At 36.9% G+C, this 17,297-nt stretch carries 16 protein-coding genes; 5 read left to right on the top strand and 11 right to left on the bottom strand.

Going from position 1 to position 17,297, the window contains the following annotated elements; genetic code table 11:
* Nucleotides 1-6: 6 nt before the first annotated feature.
* The 7 genes from P3U61_RS08210 to P3U61_RS08240 all read right to left on the bottom strand — a co-directional run bounded on the left by P3U61_RS08210 (nt 7) and on the right by P3U61_RS08240 (nt 7,487).
* Entirely contained in the window at nt 7-546 is a 540-nt protein-coding gene (locus tag P3U61_RS08210) for a helix-turn-helix domain-containing protein (protein WP_015728957.1), read from the bottom strand.
* A 102-nt stretch (nt 547-648) separates the two neighbouring features.
* Nucleotides 649-921, bottom strand: a complete 273-nt coding sequence (locus P3U61_RS08215; protein WP_014614245.1) for a UPF0223 family protein — start codon at nt 919-921, stop codon at nt 649-651.
* A gap of 809 nt (nt 922-1,730) precedes the next feature.
* Nucleotides 1,731-3,137: a dihydrolipoyl dehydrogenase gene (gene lpdA / locus P3U61_RS08220; RefSeq protein ID WP_014614246.1), complete on the bottom strand. Its 1,407-nt coding sequence runs from the start codon at nt 3,135-3,137 to the stop codon at nt 1,731-1,733.
* A 3-nt stretch (nt 3,138-3,140) separates the two neighbouring features.
* Entirely contained in the window at nt 3,141-4,442 is a 1,302-nt protein-coding gene (locus P3U61_RS08225) for a dihydrolipoamide acetyltransferase family protein (RefSeq protein ID WP_014614247.1), read from the bottom strand.
* Nucleotides 4,443-4,597: 155 nt separating this feature from the next.
* A complete protein-coding gene (locus P3U61_RS08230) occupies nt 4,598-5,575 on the bottom strand; it encodes an alpha-ketoacid dehydrogenase subunit beta (RefSeq protein WP_014614248.1) in 978 nt (325 codons plus the stop codon).
* A 3-nt stretch (nt 5,576-5,578) separates the two neighbouring features.
* Nucleotides 5,579-6,691 carry a pyruvate dehydrogenase (acetyl-transferring) E1 component subunit alpha gene (pdhA, locus tag P3U61_RS08235; protein WP_014614249.1) on the bottom strand — a complete coding sequence of 371 codons (1,113 nt, stop codon included), beginning with the start codon at nt 6,689-6,691 and terminating at the stop codon, nt 5,579-5,581.
* A 163-nt stretch (nt 6,692-6,854) separates the two neighbouring features.
* Nucleotides 6,855-7,487, bottom strand: a complete 633-nt coding sequence (locus P3U61_RS08240) for a YkyA family protein (protein ID WP_015728956.1) — start codon at nt 7,485-7,487, stop codon at nt 6,855-6,857.
* A gap of 246 nt (nt 7,488-7,733) precedes the next feature.
* Between P3U61_RS08240 and def the strand changes: the two genes are divergently transcribed.
* Nucleotides 7,734-8,285 carry a peptide deformylase gene (def, locus tag P3U61_RS08245; RefSeq protein ID WP_014614251.1) on the top strand — a complete coding sequence of 184 codons (552 nt, stop codon included), beginning with the start codon at nt 7,734-7,736 and terminating at the stop codon, nt 8,283-8,285.
* Between the two features lie 613 nt (nt 8,286-8,898).
* On the opposite strand, the gene P3U61_RS08250 is transcribed toward def, so the two are convergent.
* Nucleotides 8,899-9,171: a hypothetical protein gene (locus P3U61_RS08250; RefSeq protein WP_014614252.1), complete on the bottom strand. Its 273-nt coding sequence runs from the start codon at nt 9,169-9,171 to the stop codon at nt 8,899-8,901.
* 338 nt (nt 9,172-9,509) lie between these two features.
* On the opposite strand from P3U61_RS08250, the gene P3U61_RS08255 reads away from it, so the two are divergent.
* Together P3U61_RS08255 and rnjA are read left to right on the top strand one after the other, a co-directional pair.
* Nucleotides 9,510-9,725: a DNA-dependent RNA polymerase subunit epsilon gene (locus tag P3U61_RS08255; RefSeq protein WP_014614254.1), complete on the top strand. Its 216-nt coding sequence runs from the start codon at nt 9,510-9,512 to the stop codon at nt 9,723-9,725.
* The gene (rnjA, locus tag P3U61_RS08260) at nt 9,725-11,404 is read left to right on the top strand and encodes a ribonuclease J1 (RefSeq protein WP_014614255.1); all 1,680 of its coding nucleotides are present in this window, start codon (nt 9,725-9,727) and stop codon (nt 11,402-11,404) included. Before P3U61_RS08255 ends, rnjA begins: the two co-directional genes overlap by 1 nt.
* A 574-nt stretch (nt 11,405-11,978) precedes the next feature.
* Here the strand turns inward: rnjA and P3U61_RS08265 are convergent.
* From P3U61_RS08265 to P3U61_RS08275, 3 genes are all read right to left on the bottom strand, one after another.
* Nucleotides 11,979-12,638: a potassium channel family protein gene (locus P3U61_RS08265; RefSeq protein WP_014614257.1), complete on the bottom strand. Its 660-nt coding sequence runs from the start codon at nt 12,636-12,638 to the stop codon at nt 11,979-11,981.
* A gap of 148 nt (nt 12,639-12,786) precedes the next feature.
* Nucleotides 12,787-13,806, bottom strand: a complete 1,020-nt coding sequence (locus tag P3U61_RS08270) for a cytochrome d ubiquinol oxidase subunit II (RefSeq protein WP_015728955.1) — start codon at nt 13,804-13,806, stop codon at nt 12,787-12,789.
* Entirely contained in the window at nt 13,806-15,149 is a 1,344-nt protein-coding gene (locus P3U61_RS08275; RefSeq protein ID WP_014614259.1) for a cytochrome ubiquinol oxidase subunit I, read from the bottom strand. Before P3U61_RS08275 ends, P3U61_RS08270 begins: the two co-directional genes overlap by 1 nt.
* A gap of 202 nt (nt 15,150-15,351) precedes the next feature.
* On the opposite strand from P3U61_RS08275, the gene P3U61_RS08280 reads away from it, so the two are divergent.
* Both P3U61_RS08280 and P3U61_RS08285 read left to right on the top strand, forming a co-directional pair.
* A complete protein-coding gene (locus P3U61_RS08280; protein WP_014614260.1) occupies nt 15,352-15,585 on the top strand; it encodes a glutaredoxin family protein in 234 nt (77 codons plus the stop codon).
* A 385-nt stretch (nt 15,586-15,970) separates the two neighbouring features.
* Nucleotides 15,971-17,170, top strand: a complete 1,200-nt coding sequence (locus tag P3U61_RS08285) for an IS110 family RNA-guided transposase (protein WP_282097177.1) — start codon at nt 15,971-15,973, stop codon at nt 17,168-17,170.
* The last annotated feature ends 127 nt before the right edge of the window (nt 17,171-17,297 follow it).

A 17,297-nucleotide genomic window follows, 5' to 3' on the forward strand; every position in this document is an offset into this window, starting at 1 on the left:
AACCTCCTATAAATACGATGACGTTGCAACAATCATCAATTTCGCACTCACTTGACTTGTATTCGATAAACGATGAGTAGCCAGCGCTTTAAAATATAATGCATCTCCCTTTTCTGCAGTATATTGTTGCTCCCCTAAAGTTAAAGTCACTGCCCCTTCTAAACAATAGACGAAAGTATCTGATGTTGAGGGCTGAAAATCTTTATATGATGCGTGTGGTTCTAATGTGAGCAATAATGGCTCCATATCAAACTCATTTGAACGCTTCACAGGCCACTGCAAATAATATCCCTTTTCATCTTCACAATAACTTAACTGTTCACTTTTCGGATAATGCACTTTCGCTACTTGTTTGTCATCAAAAAAATCGCGTGGTGACGTTCCAAGCACCTCTAAAATATTTAAAAAAGTTTCCATATTGGGTGACGTTTTATTACTTTCTATTTGAGAAATATAACCTTTAGATAGATCCGTGCGTTCTCCAAGTTCCTCTTGCGTTAAGTTTTTTAAACGTCTTAAATTTTTTATCTTTTGTCCAATCTCCATAGAGTCCCTCCACTCAAAAAAAGCGACTTGTTTACTTTTACTAAACATTTTGTTTAATGCTTAATAAAAATAACAAATCGCGCACTAAATTACAATACCTTTTTAGCTGTTCTTTAAAGTTTTTTGATCAGGATGTTGTTTCGCTTCTTGAATGACTTGATAACTGTCGTAGCCACTCTGCTTTTTAAAATCATTGAAGAGATTTTTTTCGTCTGCTTTGCCTGGGACAACTTGTTTAAATTCTCGGTATCGTGTCATGAGTGTGTCACGTTCAATTTGGCTTTCGTAATACGATTCGATGGCGTTAAAAAATGAGACGACAGCCACCATTTCTTCTTGAGACCAATCGACATCTATCGGATATGTGTATTCCATCATTTCACTCCTTTATGATTGAACTTTTATGTTGACTATAAATCATTTTGTGCCAGTTTTAAAGTGCTTGGGTAGGGAAAATAAAAATAATGATACTATTGATACATTATTTTGTCTAACTTGCCCTCTTCTTGCTATTTATACTTTTGATTACCTTTATGCTTCCCTTTCCAAGGTGCTGTCCCTTTAACTCGCTAAAGTTTGATTAAACGGTTACATTTGTTGCGGCGTTAGTGAATCTTGGGATCAGTACAGAAATCTCATGTTCAACAAAGATTTCGTCGTACTGCACCCGTAAGGATGACTCGGCTTCTCAAAAGCGAGTGCCTTGAGAAGTCTGACAGCAACTGCAATAAATAGTAATCACTATTAAAGTAAAGAAGTGGTTGTTAGCAGTATGCACGCATTCTATCAAGAGGGTCAGCATTCTGGGCAACCTTACAACAAATAAAGCGGAAGATGAAGGAGAGTTTATGTCATCAAGTAAATCAATAGCATCTATGTTTTATATCCAATTCATTCTCGTTTTATGTCTGTTCTGTCATCAATAATGGCTACAAATCCATCAATAGGATTGGGACTGGGAAAACCTGGTATACCAACCCCATTGCGCTTCTATTCGCTTTATATCATGTTGTTGTGTATATGCGTGTTCAAACAAAGCATGTTTAATTCAAACATGTATATAAAATGTTTTGAAAAAGCGAGCAAACAAATTTATTTAAGTAACCCATAACCAAACAACAAATTCTATTAAATAAAAAAGAGACTGCACAATTCTGCACAGCCCCTTATCTATTCAACTATTATTACATTGTGTGAATTGGTAAACCTAAAGCTTTTTCAGCAGCTTCCATGCTCATTTCACCTAATGTTGGGTGAGCATGAACTGTTAAAGCGATATCTTCAGCATTCATACCCGCTTCAATTGCTAAACCAAGTTCAGCGATAACGTCTGAAGCGTTTGTACCCACAACTTGTGCACCAATAAGCGTGTCATCTTCTTTAAGCGTCACAAGTTTAACGAAACCGTTTGTATCATTTAATGATAATGCACGGCCGTTTGCTTGGTAAGGGAATTTAGAAGCTTTGATATCAAGACCTTCTTCTTTCGCTTGTGCTTCAGTATAACCTACTTGTGCTAATTCTGGCTCAGTGAAACATACTGCAGGCATACCGATGTAATCCACTTCTGAATTTTGTCCTGCAATCGCTTCAGCTGCTACTTTAGCTTCGTAGCTTGCTTTGTGTGCGAGTGGTAAGCCTGGAACGATATCACCAATTGCATAGATACTGTCAACAGATGTACGGCTTTGTTTGTCAACTTCAACTAAACCGCGGTCAGTTAATTTCACGCCAACTTCTTCTAAACCAAGTTCGTCAGTGTTTGGACGACGACCTACAGTTACTAATACGTAGTCAGCTTCGATTGTTTTTTCTTCACCTTTAACTTCGTAAGTCACTTTAACACCATTATCAGTTTCTTCAGCTGATTTAGCTAAAGCTTCTGTTTCGATGATCATGCCTTTTGCTTTCATTTCTTTTTTAACTGGTGCAACCATTTGTTTTTCGAAACCACCAAGGATTTCTTTTGCACCTTCAAGAATTGTCACTTCAGTACCGAAGTTAGCATAGGCAGTACCTAATTCTGAACCGATGTAGCCGCCACCAACGACAACTAATTTTTTAGGCACTTCTTGTAAGTTTAACGCACCAGTAGAGTCAAGGATACGACCACCAAATTCGAAGTTAGGAATTTGAATTGGACGTGAACCTGTTGCTACGATAGCATTTTTGAAGTTGTAAGTTTGTGCGCTCTTATCGTCCATTACACGTAAGCTGTGTTCATCAACGAAGTAAGCTTCACCGCGAACGATTTCAACTTTGTTTCCTTTTAATAATGATTCAACACCGCCAGTTAATTTGCTAACAACTGAACCTTTAAAAGATTGTACTTTATCGAAATCTAAAGATACATTCTCAGCTGTGATACCTAAGTCCGCACCATGTTGCGCTTGTTCGAAACGGTGAGATACGTTTAACAATGCTTTTGAAGGAATACAACCTACGTTTAAGCATACGCCACCTAAATTGCCTTTTTCAACGATCGTTACTTTTTGACCTAACTGTGCTGCACGGATTGCTGCAACATAGCCACCAGGACCTGCCCCAATGACAATAGTATCTGTTTCAATTGGAAAATCTCCGACTACCATATTTTACCCCTCCATTAATAATAGTTCTGGATTGTTTAATAAACGTTTGATGTGGTTCATTGCGTTTTGACCAGTTGCACCATCAATTTGTCTGTGGTCAAAGCTTAGTGATAATGCTAACACAGGTGCTGCAACGATTTCGCCATCTTTAACGATTGGTTTTTGAGCGATTCGACCAATACCTAAGATTGCAACTTCTGGGTGGTTGATAACTGGTGTGAACCATTGGCCACCTGCAGAACCGATGTTACTAATTGTACATGTTGCACCTTTCATTTCGTCAGATGTTAATTTACCGTCACGAGCTTTGACAGCAAGTTCGTTAATTTCATCTGAGATTTGGAAGATTGATTTACGGTCAGCATGTTTAACAACAGGTACTAAAAGACCTCTGTCAGTGTCTGCTGCGATACCAATGTTCCAGTAATGTTTTTGTACAACTTCGCCAGCTTCTTCGTTAAATGAAGTGTTAAGTGCTGGGTATTTTTTCAATGCTGATACTAAAGCTTTAACAACATAAGGTAAGAATGTTAATTTAGTACCTTGTTCAGCTGCAATTTCTTTGAATTTCTTACGGTGATCCCATAACTCTTGAACATCAATTTCGTCCATTAATGTTACGTGAGGTGCAGTATGCTTAGAGTTCACCATTGCTTTTGCGATTGCTTTACGCATTGCAGAGATTTTCTCAGTTGTTTCAGGGAATTCACCTTCAGTTGAAACTGCTGGTGCTGATGCTGCTGGTGCAGTTGATGCTTCTGAAGATTCAGCTGATGCAGTATCTTGAGCTGTCGCTGCTTGTTCGCCACCATTTAAGTATGCATCTACATCTTCTTTAGTAATTCTACCATTTTTACCTGTACCATTAACAGCTTTAATGTTCACATTATTGTCACGTGCATATTTACGCACTGATGGCATTGCTTTTACTTGTCTGTTTTCATCCACTTCTACAGCTTCTTGAGCAGCTGGTGCCGCTTCTTCTTGAGGTGCTTCTTCTTTAGCTTCTTCAGCTTTTGCAGGCGCATCATTACTATGTCCGCCTTTGAACTCCATTTCTTCAGCGTCAGGTGCATCTATTTTAACAATGATGTCACCTACAACAGCTACAGTACCTTCTTCAACTAACACTTCAAGTACTGTACCACTTACAGGTGATGGGATTTCTACAACTGATTTATCATTTTGTACTTCACATAGTACGTCATCTTCTTCAATAGTGTCTCCAGCTTTAACGAACCACTTTACGATTTCACCTTCGTGGATACCTTCACCAATATCGGGTAATCTAAATTCAAATGCCACGTTCTTTCCTCCTAAATAATTAAATTATAAATAATACTTTGTTTACACACATATAGGAGAAGAAACGAAAAATCATTTCATTCTCCATATGCAAGGGCGTGGGACAGAAAACTGATGTCACAGTCCTCTTTTCCACTCTTCTCAAAAATTACACATTAAAATTCTAAAGTTTTCTTCGCTTGTTCAACGATGTCAGTTTTGTTTGGTAACCAAACGTTTTCAGCTTGTGTAAATGGATAAATTGTATCTGGCGCTGCAACACGGCCGATCGGTGCTTCTAATGAAAGAATTGCACGTTCTGATAATTCAGCGACAACATTTGCACCTACACCTGCTTGTTTTTGTGCTTCTTGAACAACAATAACACGGCCTGTTTTTTCAACTGATTTTACAAGTGTGTCAACGTCTAATGGTTGAACTGTACGTAAGTCAATCACTTCAACAGAATGGCCATCTTTTTCAAGTTCTTCAGCAGCCTTCATTGACTCTTGAACCATTGCACCATAAGTGATGATTGTTAAGTCAGTACCTTCACGTTTAACATTCGCTTTACCAATTTCGATTGTGTACTCTTCTTCAGGTACTTCTTCACGGAATGAACGGTATAATTTCATGTGCTCTAAATATACGACTGGGTCATTGCTACGGATACTTTCGATTAATAAACCTTTTGCATCGTATGGACCTGATGGAATCACCACTTTTAAACCTGGTGATTGCGCTAAAATACCTTCTAAGTTATCAGCGTGCAATTCTGGTGTATGTACACCACCACCGAATGGCGCACGAACTGTAACTGGAGCTACTTTTGAGTTACCTGAACGGAAACGATGACGTGCGATTTGTCCTGCAACAGAATCGAACACTTCAAATACGAAACCTAAGAATTGGACTTCCATAATTGGACGGTATCCTTGAGTTGAAAGACCTAACGCTAAACCACCGATACCAGATTCAGCTAAAGGCGTGTCAAATACACGGTCTTCACCGAATTCTTTTTGCAAGCCCTCAGTTACACGGAATACACCACCGTTTACACCAACGTCTTCACCAAATAACAAAGTGTTTTCGTCATTTTTAAGTTCAGTTGCTAGCGCGTTGTTAATCGCTTGAACCATTGTCATTTGTGCCATGGCCTATTTCGACTCCTTCTCTTTGTAGATTTCATATTGTTCTTTTAAGTTTGCAGGCATCTCTTCATACATGATTTCCATTAATGAAGTCACTGTTTGTTTTTCAGTGCTGTCAGCCTCTTTGATCGCAGCTTTGATTTCATTTTTAGCTTGTTCAATCACTTCATTTTCTTTTTCTTCAGACCATAAGCCTTTGTTTTCTAAGAATTTTCTGAAGCGAACAAGTGGATCTTTTTTCTCCCACTCTGAATCTTCATCAGATGTTCTGTATTTCGTTGGGTCGTCCCCAGCCATTGTATGCGGACCATAACGATATGTCATTGTCTCGATTAATGTTGGACCTTCACCATTGATAGCACGGTCGCGAGCTTCTTTCGTTGCTTGGTATACTGCTAATGCATCCATACCGTCAACTTGAATACCAGGGATACCTACTGCAATCGCTTTTTGAGCCAATGTTTGCGCTGCAGTTTGTTTATCACGCGGTGTTGAAATCGCGTAATTGTTATTTTGAATCACGAAAATTGCAGGCACTTTGTACGCTGAAGCAAAGTTGATACCTTCATAGAAATCACCTTGTGAAGAACCACCGTCTCCTGTATACGTAATCGCAACTGCTTTTTTACCGCGTTTTTTAAGTCCTAATGCAACACCAGCTGTTTGGATGTATTGCGCACCGATAATGATTTGTGGACTTAACGCGTTCACACCTTCAGGCATTTGGTTCCCTACGAAGTGACCACGTGAGAATAAGAAAGCTTTTGTTAATGGTAAGCCATGCCAAATTAATTGTGGTACATCACGGTAACCAGGAAGAATAAAGTCTTCTTGCTCTAATGCGAATTGTGAAGCAAGTTGTGATGCTTCTTGACCAGCAGTTGGTGCATAGAAACCTAAACGTCCTTGTCTATTTAATGAGATTGAACGTTGGTCTAAAATACGTGTCCAAACCATTCTTCTCATTAATTCTACTAACTGCTCATCCGATAAGTCCGGAAGTAAATCTTCATTTGTTACATTTCCATCTGCATCTAAGATTTGAACCATTTCAAATTTTGCCTCAGTATCTTTCAATACTTTTTCAGCATCGAACTGGTTGTTTAACTTAGTAACCATGCAATTCACCATACCTTTCCCGTATATAAAATAAATAACATTCGACTTACTCTAGTGTAACACAAAATATACGAACTGTTAAACAGTTTTCCTAAAGTTCTGTAACACTTGATAACACAACAGTAGAAGCAACTGTTATACCAATCCTTTCAAACTGTTATAGTTATTTGTTAGCGATTTCATCAACGTCTTGCTTTTCTGTTTGTACTTTACGAATCGCTTTTGTATAGTCCTCTACTTTTTTCTGCATATTTTTTTGAACATCAGATAACGCTTTAGAACGTTTGTCGACTTCCTCTTGTGAACCTGAATCTTCTTTAAAATAACTGAACAAATCTTTTTCTTTGTTGATGACATCTTGATAGCCTTTAACGAAAGCATCGTGTTTTTTATTTTTTTCTTCAATGGCTTTGTTCAATTCATCAAACTCTTTTTTATCATCTTCATCTTCAATTTTGTTCGACTCTGCTTTTGCCTTTTCGAAAGCTTTTTTAGAATGATTCATCGCTTCAACTTCTTTTTTTAATTGCTTTTCACGCTTTTTCGCATTATCGAGTACTTGATCCACTTTATCTTGTACTTCAGCAATGTTTTTACCACTAATTTCTTTTGATAGCTTTTCTTTTTCTTTCTCAAGTTTATTCATTTCTTTATTAACTTCTTGAATCGGTGCTTCAGCTTTTTGCATATTTTCAAGTCCGTCATTGTACTTTTCAATATGTTCACCATCTTTGCTACAAGCTGCCAATAAAAATGTTGTTGCAACTGCTACTCCAATTGTTTTATGAAATTTCATTCTGGAGACCTCCTTATCTGTCACTCGTAATATTAATGAAAATAACGTTATAATTCAAATATTGATTCGTACATTTTTCGTTCTTTTACACATTTTTCAAGGACATACGCACAATGTTCCCTTTATAATACGTATTAAATGCAGAAGTTAAAAAATACATCTATATACGATTTTAATTTTGAAAGTTTTCGACTATCACTTTATGGAATTTTTTTGATATATTATTAAATAAGGAAGGTGTCAAAAATGTTAACAATGAAAGATATTATTAGAGATGGACATCCTACACTTCGCCAAAGAGCAAAAGAAGTGGAGTTCCCATTAACTGAAGAAGAACGACAAACTTTATTAGATATGCAAACTTTTTTAAAAAATAGTCAAGACCCAGAAATTGCTGAAAAATATCAATTACGTAGTGGGGTTGGATTAGCAGCACCTCAAATTAATGTACCGAAACGCATGTTTGCGGTTTATTTACCTGATGATGGTGAAGGACATTCATATGATTTTGCGATTGTAAACCCAAAAATTGTGAGTCATAGTGTTCAAGATGCGTATTTGCCAACAGGTGAAGGTTGCTTGAGCGTGGACGAAGATGTTCCAGGCCTTGTTCATCGCCATTACCGTATCAAACTTAAAGGTTATGATATTGATGGCAATGAGATCAACTTACGCTTGAAAGGTTATCCAGCGATTGTAGTACAACATGAATTGGACCATCTTAACGGCGTACTGTTTTATGATCATATCGACCAAGAACATCCATTGCAACCTAAAAATGGTGCGATGGAAGTTTAAGAATAACAAACTATTTAAAACGATTAAAAAGGTAGCGGATGGAATATAAGAATTGGGTTGCCATCATAGCCTCGCGTTTATAGGGGCTGGCCCTTCAACTTACTAACGCTTGATTAAACTATTACATTTAGTGAGGACTTAGTGGATTTTGGGAACAGTACAGAAATCTCATGTGTAGCAAAGATTTCGTCGTACTGCCCCCTCACGGCTGACTCGACTTCGCATAAGCGTGTACATTGAGAAATCAGATAGCTGCTGCGATAAACAGCAACCACTTTTAATGTAAAGAAGTAACTGTTAGCAGTATGCACGCATTTCCTCAGGTGCCTCAGTCTTCTGAGTAACCTTATATGAAATACAGTGGAACTGAGGCAAGTTTATGAAATCATGAAAACAAGAGCATCCATTTTCATCTAATTTGCCTTTATTTTTCGGTCGTTTTATCATCTTTAATGGTATAACGCCATATGTATATAGGGATTGGGAAAATGTAATGTCCCAATCCCATTCCTTTTTTCATTTGCACAATGTTGTAGGATAAAAAAAGAGCGGTAAAGTCAATCCTTCGCCGCTGTTTGATTCGTTGTGATGCTATTTCGACTCATCCGATACGTTACATAAACATGTCTCTACGTTGTTTATAACGAATCCCCTCTTCTTCCAATGCCTTTTTAAGTGTTTCAAATGTTTCAATATCCAAAAATTCAGGGTCATGATTGTGTTTTCTGAAATAATGTGCTTCTTGCGTCGCCATTTGAACTTCTTCATACTCAAAAAACATCGTTACTTCATTACGTCTTACTTCAAATTGAATTTCACACAAAAACTTATCTTCCCGGTTCCGTTCGTTTTTAACTTCTTCTAGTAATTGACTCGCACTTTTCATCTTCATCACCTATTTCGGGGAATTTTAAATGAGATTCCATTCATTTAATTATAAGATACTCTCTAGTTTATCACATTCCGCTTTATTTATTCGATAACATCATGTAAAATAAAACCAACTGGGCTGTATGCGCACATCGCCATACACTCAAACGAGAACGGAAATTTAATAACCGCTATACATATTGAAAATGAGCTGTGAGTGACTGGTGAATTGAATGATGTAGACATTCCTAGAGATGCATATTCGATTCATGTTTTTTATTTTCACTGTTCATTTCAATTGTTCAAGCATATCCATCAATTAAAGATAAGTGATTCAACTTAGGAGGAAAATATATGTCAATTTTTAAAGTTTTTTATCAACATAATCGCGATGAAGTCATCGTACGTGAAAATACACAAAGCATTTATGTTGAAGCACAATCTGAAGAACAAGTTCGTCGTTATTTGAAAGAACGCAACTATAATATTGAATTCATAACTAAATTAGAGGGCGCACATTTAGAGTATGAACAACAATCCGAACGTTTTAATGTGGAGCGCGCGCAATAATGAAACAACTTCAAAAAAATGAAGTTGGCGTATACGCATTAGGTGGTTTAGGTGAAATTGGTAAAAACACTTACGCCATCGAGTATAAAGATGAAATTGTAATCATTGACGCAGGAATCAAATTCCCCGATGATAATTTACTCGGTATCGACTATGTCATACCTGACTACACGTATCTTGAACAAAACCAAGATAGAATTGTAGGCTTAATTATCACACATGGTCACGAGGATCATATCGGTGGTGTGCCCTACCTGCTCAAAAAGATTAATGTACCAATTTACAGCGGTCCACTCGCACTCGGTTTAATTCGTAATAAATTAGAAGAACATCATTTATTACGCCAAGCTGAATTGATTGAAATTGATGAAGATACTGTCATTGATTCAAAACATTTTAAAGTGAGTTTTTATTTGACAACACATAGTATTCCTGAAACATACGGTGTTATTGTCGATACGCCTGAAGGTAAAATCGTGCATACTGGTGACTTTAAGTTTGACTTCACACCCGTCGGCGCACCAGCCAATATTGGTAAAATGGCGCAACTCGGTGATGAAGGTGTACTCTGTTTACTTTCTGACTCTACCAATTCACTCGTACCAGACTTTACACTAAGTGAACGTGAAGTCGGTCAAAACGTAGATAAAATTTTCCGTAATTGTACAGGACGTATTATTTTTGCGACTTTCGCGTCAAACATTTATCGTGTGCAACAAGCCGTCGAAGCCGCAGTTAAATACAACCGTAAAATCGTGACGTTTGGACGTTCGATGGAAAATAATATCAAAATCGGAACAGAGTTAGGGTATATTAAAGCACCCCCTGAAACATTTGTTGAGCCAAACAAAATTAATAGCATTCCAAAGCATGAATTATTAATTTTATGTACAGGCTCGCAAGGTGAACCGATGGCGGCGTTATCACGTATCGCAAATGGTACACATAAGCAGATTAAAATCATTCCTGAAGACACGGTTGTATTCAGTTCGTCACCTATTCCAGGTAATACGAAAAGCATTAACCGTACGATCAATGCCTTGTATCAAGCCGGCGCTGAAGTCATTCATAGTAAGATTTCAAACATCCATACGTCTGGTCACGGCTCTCAAGGTGATCAACAGTTGATGTTACGCTTAATTAGACCGAAATATTTCTTACCAATCCACGGTGAATATCGTATGCTCGTTGCACACGGTCAAACAGGTGTGGACTGTGGAGTACCAGAAGAAAATGTCTTCATCCATGATATCGGTGACGTTCTTGCGTTGACACGAGACAGTGCACGTACAGCAGGCCGTATCCCATCAGGTAATGTATTAGTCGATGGTAGTGGTATTGGTGATATTGGGAATGTTGTCATTCGCGACCGTAAGTTATTGTCTGAAGAAGGATTAGTCATTGTCGTGGTTAGCATTGACTTCAACAAAAACCAACTGTTATCAGGTCCAGACATTATTTCACGTGGCTTTGTCTACATGCGAGAATCTGGTCAATTGATTTACGACGCCCAAAAGAAAATTAAGCAAGATGTCATCTATAAATTGAATAACAACGAAAACATTCAGTGGCATCAAGTGAAATCATCTATTATCGAAACATTACAACCGTACTTATTTGAGAAAACAGCACGTAAACCAATGATTTTACCAGTCATTATGAAAGTGAATGAAAAATAGATATATCAATAAGGAAACGAGTCTAGGACAACAATATGCCTAGACTCGTTTATTTTATGTATAAAGGGTTGAAAAACGCAATGTCGTTAGTCCTATGCATGAGAGATTTTTTTATACAACGCTCTATCGCTATAACCAATCAAACTTTTTGTCTTCTTTAATTTTATAATGTCGAAAATTAAAGTGATGATGAGTAGTATCCCTCTTAATATGTGACCTAACCATCCAAAACCCATAGTAAAGTAAACAACAATAAAACTAATAACCACGAGGAACGTTACAAGTCTTATAAAGTTTATCACATTCATCGCAATCGCCCTTTTGCCGATATATTCATATAGGTGAGACACAACTCAAATTAGCGCAGTGAACAGTGGATTAACGCACTACAAATAGTTGGATACCACATTTGTAATTATTAATTTTCATTTTTTAATCTTATCGTTCATACTATAATGCATTAAAGTAAAAAAGATACTTGATTTTTCACATTTCATCCATCACGATCATCGTTTAACCACTCACGATGAACATAAAAAAGCGGAACAGTCTCCACCATTCCACTTCTCAATGATTAATGCGCCATTTTCTTCTCAAATCGTGTTAAATCATTATCATGACCAATCATAATTAAAATATCATCAAATTCTAATCCCATATCTGGATCGGGTGCCACAATGATTTCCTTCCCTCTTTTAATCGCAATAATATTAATCCCAAACTTCGCACGAATATCTAAGTCAATAAGGGTTTGTCCTGCCATCGTTTCGCTCGCTTTAATTTCTACAATGGAGTGTTCATCAGAAAGCTCTAAATAATCGAGCACTGTTGCACTAGCCACATTATGCGCGATACGACGACCCATGTCTCTTTCAGGATGCACGACTGTATCGGCACCAATTTTGTTTAAAATCTTGGCGTGATAATCGTTTTGTGCTTTAGCCGTTACTTTTTTAACACCGAGTTCTTTAAGAATCAATGTTGTTAACGTACTTGCCTGAATATTTTCTCCGATTGCCACAATGACATGATCAAAATTTCGAATCCCTAAACTTTTCATAACGGCTTCGTCAGTCGTATCAGCCACAACGGCATGTGTCGCAATATCACTGTATTCATCGACACGATTTTCATCTTTATCTATCGCCATGACGTCCATATCTAACGCGTTCAATTCTCTTACAATACTGCCACCGAAGCGACCTAGACCAATGACTACATACTCTTTATCCATTTTTGGCCTCCTGAATTAAGTTAAATTAAAAATGCGGGCTCAAAGTGCTCAGATGTTGATAATCCTTGACTTTAAGCCACACATGTATTCAATACTATTATCATATTACTACAAAATGATTTATGATGCACCGTTTTACTGGTCCCGCTTACTTTTTACCACGGACGTAATCTTTATCAAACACGAACAATTTCAATATGAAAAAGAGTGATGGTAACAATAATAGTAAACCACCGATAAAGGCGATTGTTAACACTAACGCCATACTATCATTGGTCACCGCATCGTCAATGTGCACGTATGGATATAAAATGTATGGCAGCTTGCTTAACCCATATCCGAAAAAGGCTGTGCCCATTTGAATGATGACAAAAATAAATGCGATACCGTGTGCTTTTTTCAAGAGCGTCAATACGCCAGCAATGGCAAAAGCGATGAAACTGATGATAAATAACCAGCCATAATCAAACACTGCTGACATAAAGTGTGCTTCATTTTGTATTCTTAATGATAAAAACACAAACAACGACATCATGATCATCGGTGCACCCCACATTAAAAACCATTTACGCATCAATTGATATGCGGATGTGTCTTTGGCACGGTGCGCATAAAATGTTAAAAATCCTGATGAAATGTATAGCACAGACACAATGGCTAATAGGACGACCGCCCAACCGAATGGACTTAATAGTAATTCTGTCCAATTCAAATCAACGTTGCCAGAAGACGACTCAATGATATAACCACCTTCAGAAATGGTTAATGCCGTTGATAATGAAGCCGGAATCAATAATCCTGATACCGCATATAACATAAGCCAAGACAATTTACTATCTTGACCGTAATTTTCGAAGGCATAAAAGGCTCCTCGAATTGAAAGTAAAATAAGTGCGATCGAACCTGGAATAAGTAAAACTGTGCCATAATAATAAGCTGTATCTGGGAAAAATCCAACAATGCCTACAAAGAAAAAGACAAAAAATACATTGGTAACTTCCCATACCGGGTTCAAGTAACGTTGAATTAAATCATTAATTTCATGCGATTGTCCAAATAATTTTGCGTGTAATGAGAAAAATCCTGCGCCGAAATCAATCGAAGCAACGATGATATAACCAAATAAGAAAATCCAGAGTACTGTTATCCCTATCACTTCATAAACCATCATGCATCACCTCGTTGACTTAAACTTTCAATGTGCTGATAGGCCGGTTTATTTTTAAACATTCTTACAAGCACGTATGTGGCTGAGAATAACAGCACGAAGTAAAGTATCGCAAATAAAATCGTCACAAACACGAGCCCACTTGCGTCTGTCGCGGCATCTTGCACTTTTAAGAAGCCTCTCACAATCCATGGTTGGCGTCCAAGCTCAGTTAAGAACCAACCGAACTCAATCGCTAACATGGCTGCTGGACCACCTAACAACGTTGCATAGAGTAATAGTTTATGATGTGGGTTGAATCTTTTAATCCACAATGCCATGACATAAGCGAATGAAATGACGAAACAGAAAATCCCAAAGAACACCATTAAATCAAAGAAATAATGGACAATGAGTGGGGGTAATTCATCTTTTGGAAATTCATTGAGTCCTTTGACTTCTGTATCAAAACTTGAATCCGATAAAAAGCTTAACGCACCTGGAATATGGAGGGCGCCTTTCACTTCTTGCGTTGATTCATCAAGCACGCCAAATAACACGAGATCCGCTTGTGATTCTGTATTAAAATGCCATTCATATGCTGCAAGTTTCTCAGGCTGTTCTTGATGTAAAAACTTCGCTGATAAGTCCCCTGCTAACATCGATAACATTGAAAAAATCAATCCTGCAATCATCGTCATCTTCAGTGCCGCTTGATGATAACGACGATCCTTTTCAATTTTGTTTTTCAGTAACTTAAACGCTGCAATACTTGCTAAAATGAACGCCATTGTCATAAGCGCTGTCGCAATCACATGGAAAGATCGAACAAAAAATGATGCGTTGAACATCGCTGCAATTGGATCCACATTAACCATGCGACCATTTTCTATTGTCATACCTGCCGGCGTATTCATGAACGAATTGACCGACGTAATAAAGAACGCAGAAAAACTACCACCGATAATCACTGGGATACTAATGAAAAAGTGTATCCATTGATTTTTGAAACGATTCCAAGTATATAAATAAATACTTAAGAAAATCGCCTCAAAGAAAAACGCAAATGTTTCCATAAATAATGGCAAAGCAATGACGTGCCCACCTATTCGCATAAATGTCGGCCATAGTAATGATAACTGTAAACCTATAATTGTCCCTGTTACTACGCCTACTGCCACGGTAATCGTATATCCTTTAGCCCAACGTTGCGCTAATGCTATATATTGAGCACTTTTCTTTTTAATGCCGATAAATTCTGCCATCGCAAAGAAAAGTGGCATACCTACACCAATCGTTGCAAAAATAATGTGGACTGCAAGTGTCATACCTGTTAAAAACCGGCTAATATCCACTGCATCCATTTCACGACCTCCTTAACTATGATGAAAATGTCTATTCATTATAAACAATATACAGGTCACATATATATTTTTTTGTTCATTAAGACATTGACAATTTAATGACATGACTAAAATTTGTCATTTTTATACAGTCGTTTCAGTTGCATTTTATTAAAGTGTCGATTAAGATGTAACAACAATTGATATGAAAGTAGGCGTCTCTATGTCAGAAGTGATTATTTACACACAAAATGAATGTCCGCCATGTTCATTTGTCAAACAATATCTTGAACAGCATAATGTCCCATTTGAAGAACGAAACATTGTCAATTCAACGTATCGAAACGAAATGATCGAACGCGACGCTTTTTCAACACCGTTCATTTTAATTGATGGCGAGCCGATGTATCAAGTCGATTTAGATTTGATGAACAAAAAGCTCGGTATTCAATCATAAACACATTATTTGAATATTTTAGTTTTAGCTAAAGACTGGGAGTATGCATCTCCCAGTCTTTTTAAGTTTAGTCTTTCATCCTATACATACTTCTTGAGAATATGTATAGCAAGTATGAGACACACCCAAAAAACATACTAAGATTAGCTGTGAAGAAATTTATGACGATAGATTTCTTCACAGCTATTTTTTATAGTTGTAGAGAGAAGTAGATCGCGCAGTCTCGTGGATCTTTGAATCCGTAAAAAAACTGATCAGCTTTACTCCCTTTTTGAAATTCGATTGAAGTATGTTGGGTTCTAGAAACCGTGTATAGGAAAATGAAATGAAAAAGGCTAAGTAAAGTTAAAGATTTCTCAATTCAATAAAGAAAGGTATGATTTTTATCAACTGTTTAGGTATTGATATAGGTAAGTCAGAAAGTGTGGTCGCACATTATAAGGATGAAGTTTTGGTTAAAGAAATGGTCATTCAAAATAATCAAAATGGCTATCGTTATCTTAAAAATTACATCAAGCATCTTGATTCTCTATTTATCCTCTTTGAATCAACAGGTATTTATTCAAGAGGCATGAAACGCTTTTGTGAAATTCACAAAATAGATTACTTAGAAATGAATCCCCTAGAAGCCAAGTTCAAAACGAGCTCATTAAGATCATGGAAAACAGATAAGTCAGACGCACATAAACTTGCACTTCTTGCCTTTAGAATGAAAGATTCAAAGGTACAACGTCAGTCTGAAGAGATTTACTTTGAACTGAGAGAACGTGCGCGCTTTCACTTAGAAATGGAGATAAACCAAAATCGTCTCAAAGTTGAGTTAGTCGAAACACTACATCAAACATTTCCAGGGTTAGAAAAGCTATTTACTAACAGATATTCAAAAATCGCATTAAGTATAGCTAAAGCATTTCCTCATCCTGATTTTGTAAGTACTTTGACTCATGATGAATTGGTGGAAAAAGTACTTCATTCAACTGATAAAGGCATTTCAGTTAATAAAGCTCACAAGTATGTCCAAAAATTAATTGAAATACAGATTAATAGTTTTCCGAATGTGGACAAGTCTTCTTTCCTCCTACAAAAAGTCCAATACTTATGCGACAAACTGCTTATTGGGATAGAAGAAATGAAAGAATTTGATCAGGAAATGATTGACTTAGCTAAAAATACAACTGAGTTTGAAAACATTATTTCAATTCCTGGCATCGGAGAACTCACAGCTGCATTGCTTATTGGGGAACTTGGTAATATTAGAGAATTTAAAACAAATAAACAATTGAATGCATTTGTAGGTATTGATATTAAACGGTATCAATCAGGAACTTCAAAAAGTAGGGATACGATCAACAAAAGAGGAAATAAAAAAGCAAGACGTTTATTGTACTTAATCATTATGAACATTATTAGGGGAAGAAATCATTATCAAAGCCATATTGTGGATTATTATTATAAATTAAGAGAGCAGCCTCATGGGAAAACCCACAAGACTGCCGTAATAGCGAGTATCAATCGCTTATTAAAGACCATTCACTACTTGATAGTCAATAATAAATTATATGATTATCAGAAAGCACCACACTAACGCAACCATATAATCATATACATCATAACACCTTATTCAAAAAAGTAAAAATTGGACGGTCTAGTTCAGTAATGTCAATTTTAATTATTGAACCCTTGACAAATCGTAGGAAAAGAGACTGAGCCGC

The sequence above is a fragment of the Staphylococcus pseudintermedius genome (assembly GCF_034042775.1).
GTDB classification, from domain to species: Bacteria; Bacillota; Bacilli; order Staphylococcales; family Staphylococcaceae; genus Staphylococcus; species Staphylococcus pseudintermedius.

Excerpts from the sequence above, each read along its gene's own strand:
- P3U61_RS08210 (WP_015728957.1), bottom strand. The coding sequence starts at position 546 with ATGGAGATTGGACAAAAGATAAAAAATTTAAGACGTTTAAAAAACTTA.
- P3U61_RS08215 (WP_014614245.1), bottom strand. The coding sequence starts at position 921 with ATGGAATACACATATCCGATAGATGTCGATTGGTCTCAAGAAGAAATG.
- lpdA (WP_014614246.1), bottom strand. The coding sequence starts at position 3,137 with ATGGTAGTCGGAGATTTTCCAATTGAAACAGATACTATTGTCATTGGG.
- P3U61_RS08230 (WP_014614248.1), bottom strand. The coding sequence starts at position 5,575 with ATGGCACAAATGACAATGGTTCAAGCGATTAACAACGCGCTAGCAACT.
- pdhA (WP_014614249.1), bottom strand. The coding sequence starts at position 6,691 with ATGGTTACTAAGTTAAACAACCAGTTCGATGCTGAAAAAGTATTGAAA.
- P3U61_RS08240 (WP_015728956.1), bottom strand. The coding sequence starts at position 7,487 with ATGAAATTTCATAAAACAATTGGAGTAGCAGTTGCAACAACATTTTTA.
- def (WP_014614251.1), top strand. The coding sequence starts at position 7,734 with ATGTTAACAATGAAAGATATTATTAGAGATGGACATCCTACACTTCGC.
- P3U61_RS08250 (WP_014614252.1), bottom strand. The coding sequence starts at position 9,171 with ATGAAAAGTGCGAGTCAATTACTAGAAGAAGTTAAAAACGAACGGAAC.
- P3U61_RS08255 (WP_014614254.1), top strand. The coding sequence starts at position 9,510 with ATGTCAATTTTTAAAGTTTTTTATCAACATAATCGCGATGAAGTCATC.
- rnjA (WP_014614255.1), top strand. The coding sequence starts at position 9,725 with ATGAAACAACTTCAAAAAAATGAAGTTGGCGTATACGCATTAGGTGGT.
- P3U61_RS08265 (WP_014614257.1), bottom strand. The coding sequence starts at position 12,638 with ATGGATAAAGAGTATGTAGTCATTGGTCTAGGTCGCTTCGGTGGCAGT.
- P3U61_RS08270 (WP_015728955.1), bottom strand. The coding sequence starts at position 13,806 with ATGGTTTATGAAGTGATAGGGATAACAGTACTCTGGATTTTCTTATTT.
- P3U61_RS08275 (WP_014614259.1), bottom strand. The coding sequence starts at position 15,149 with ATGGATGCAGTGGATATTAGCCGGTTTTTAACAGGTATGACACTTGCA.
- P3U61_RS08280 (WP_014614260.1), top strand. The coding sequence starts at position 15,352 with ATGTCAGAAGTGATTATTTACACACAAAATGAATGTCCGCCATGTTCA.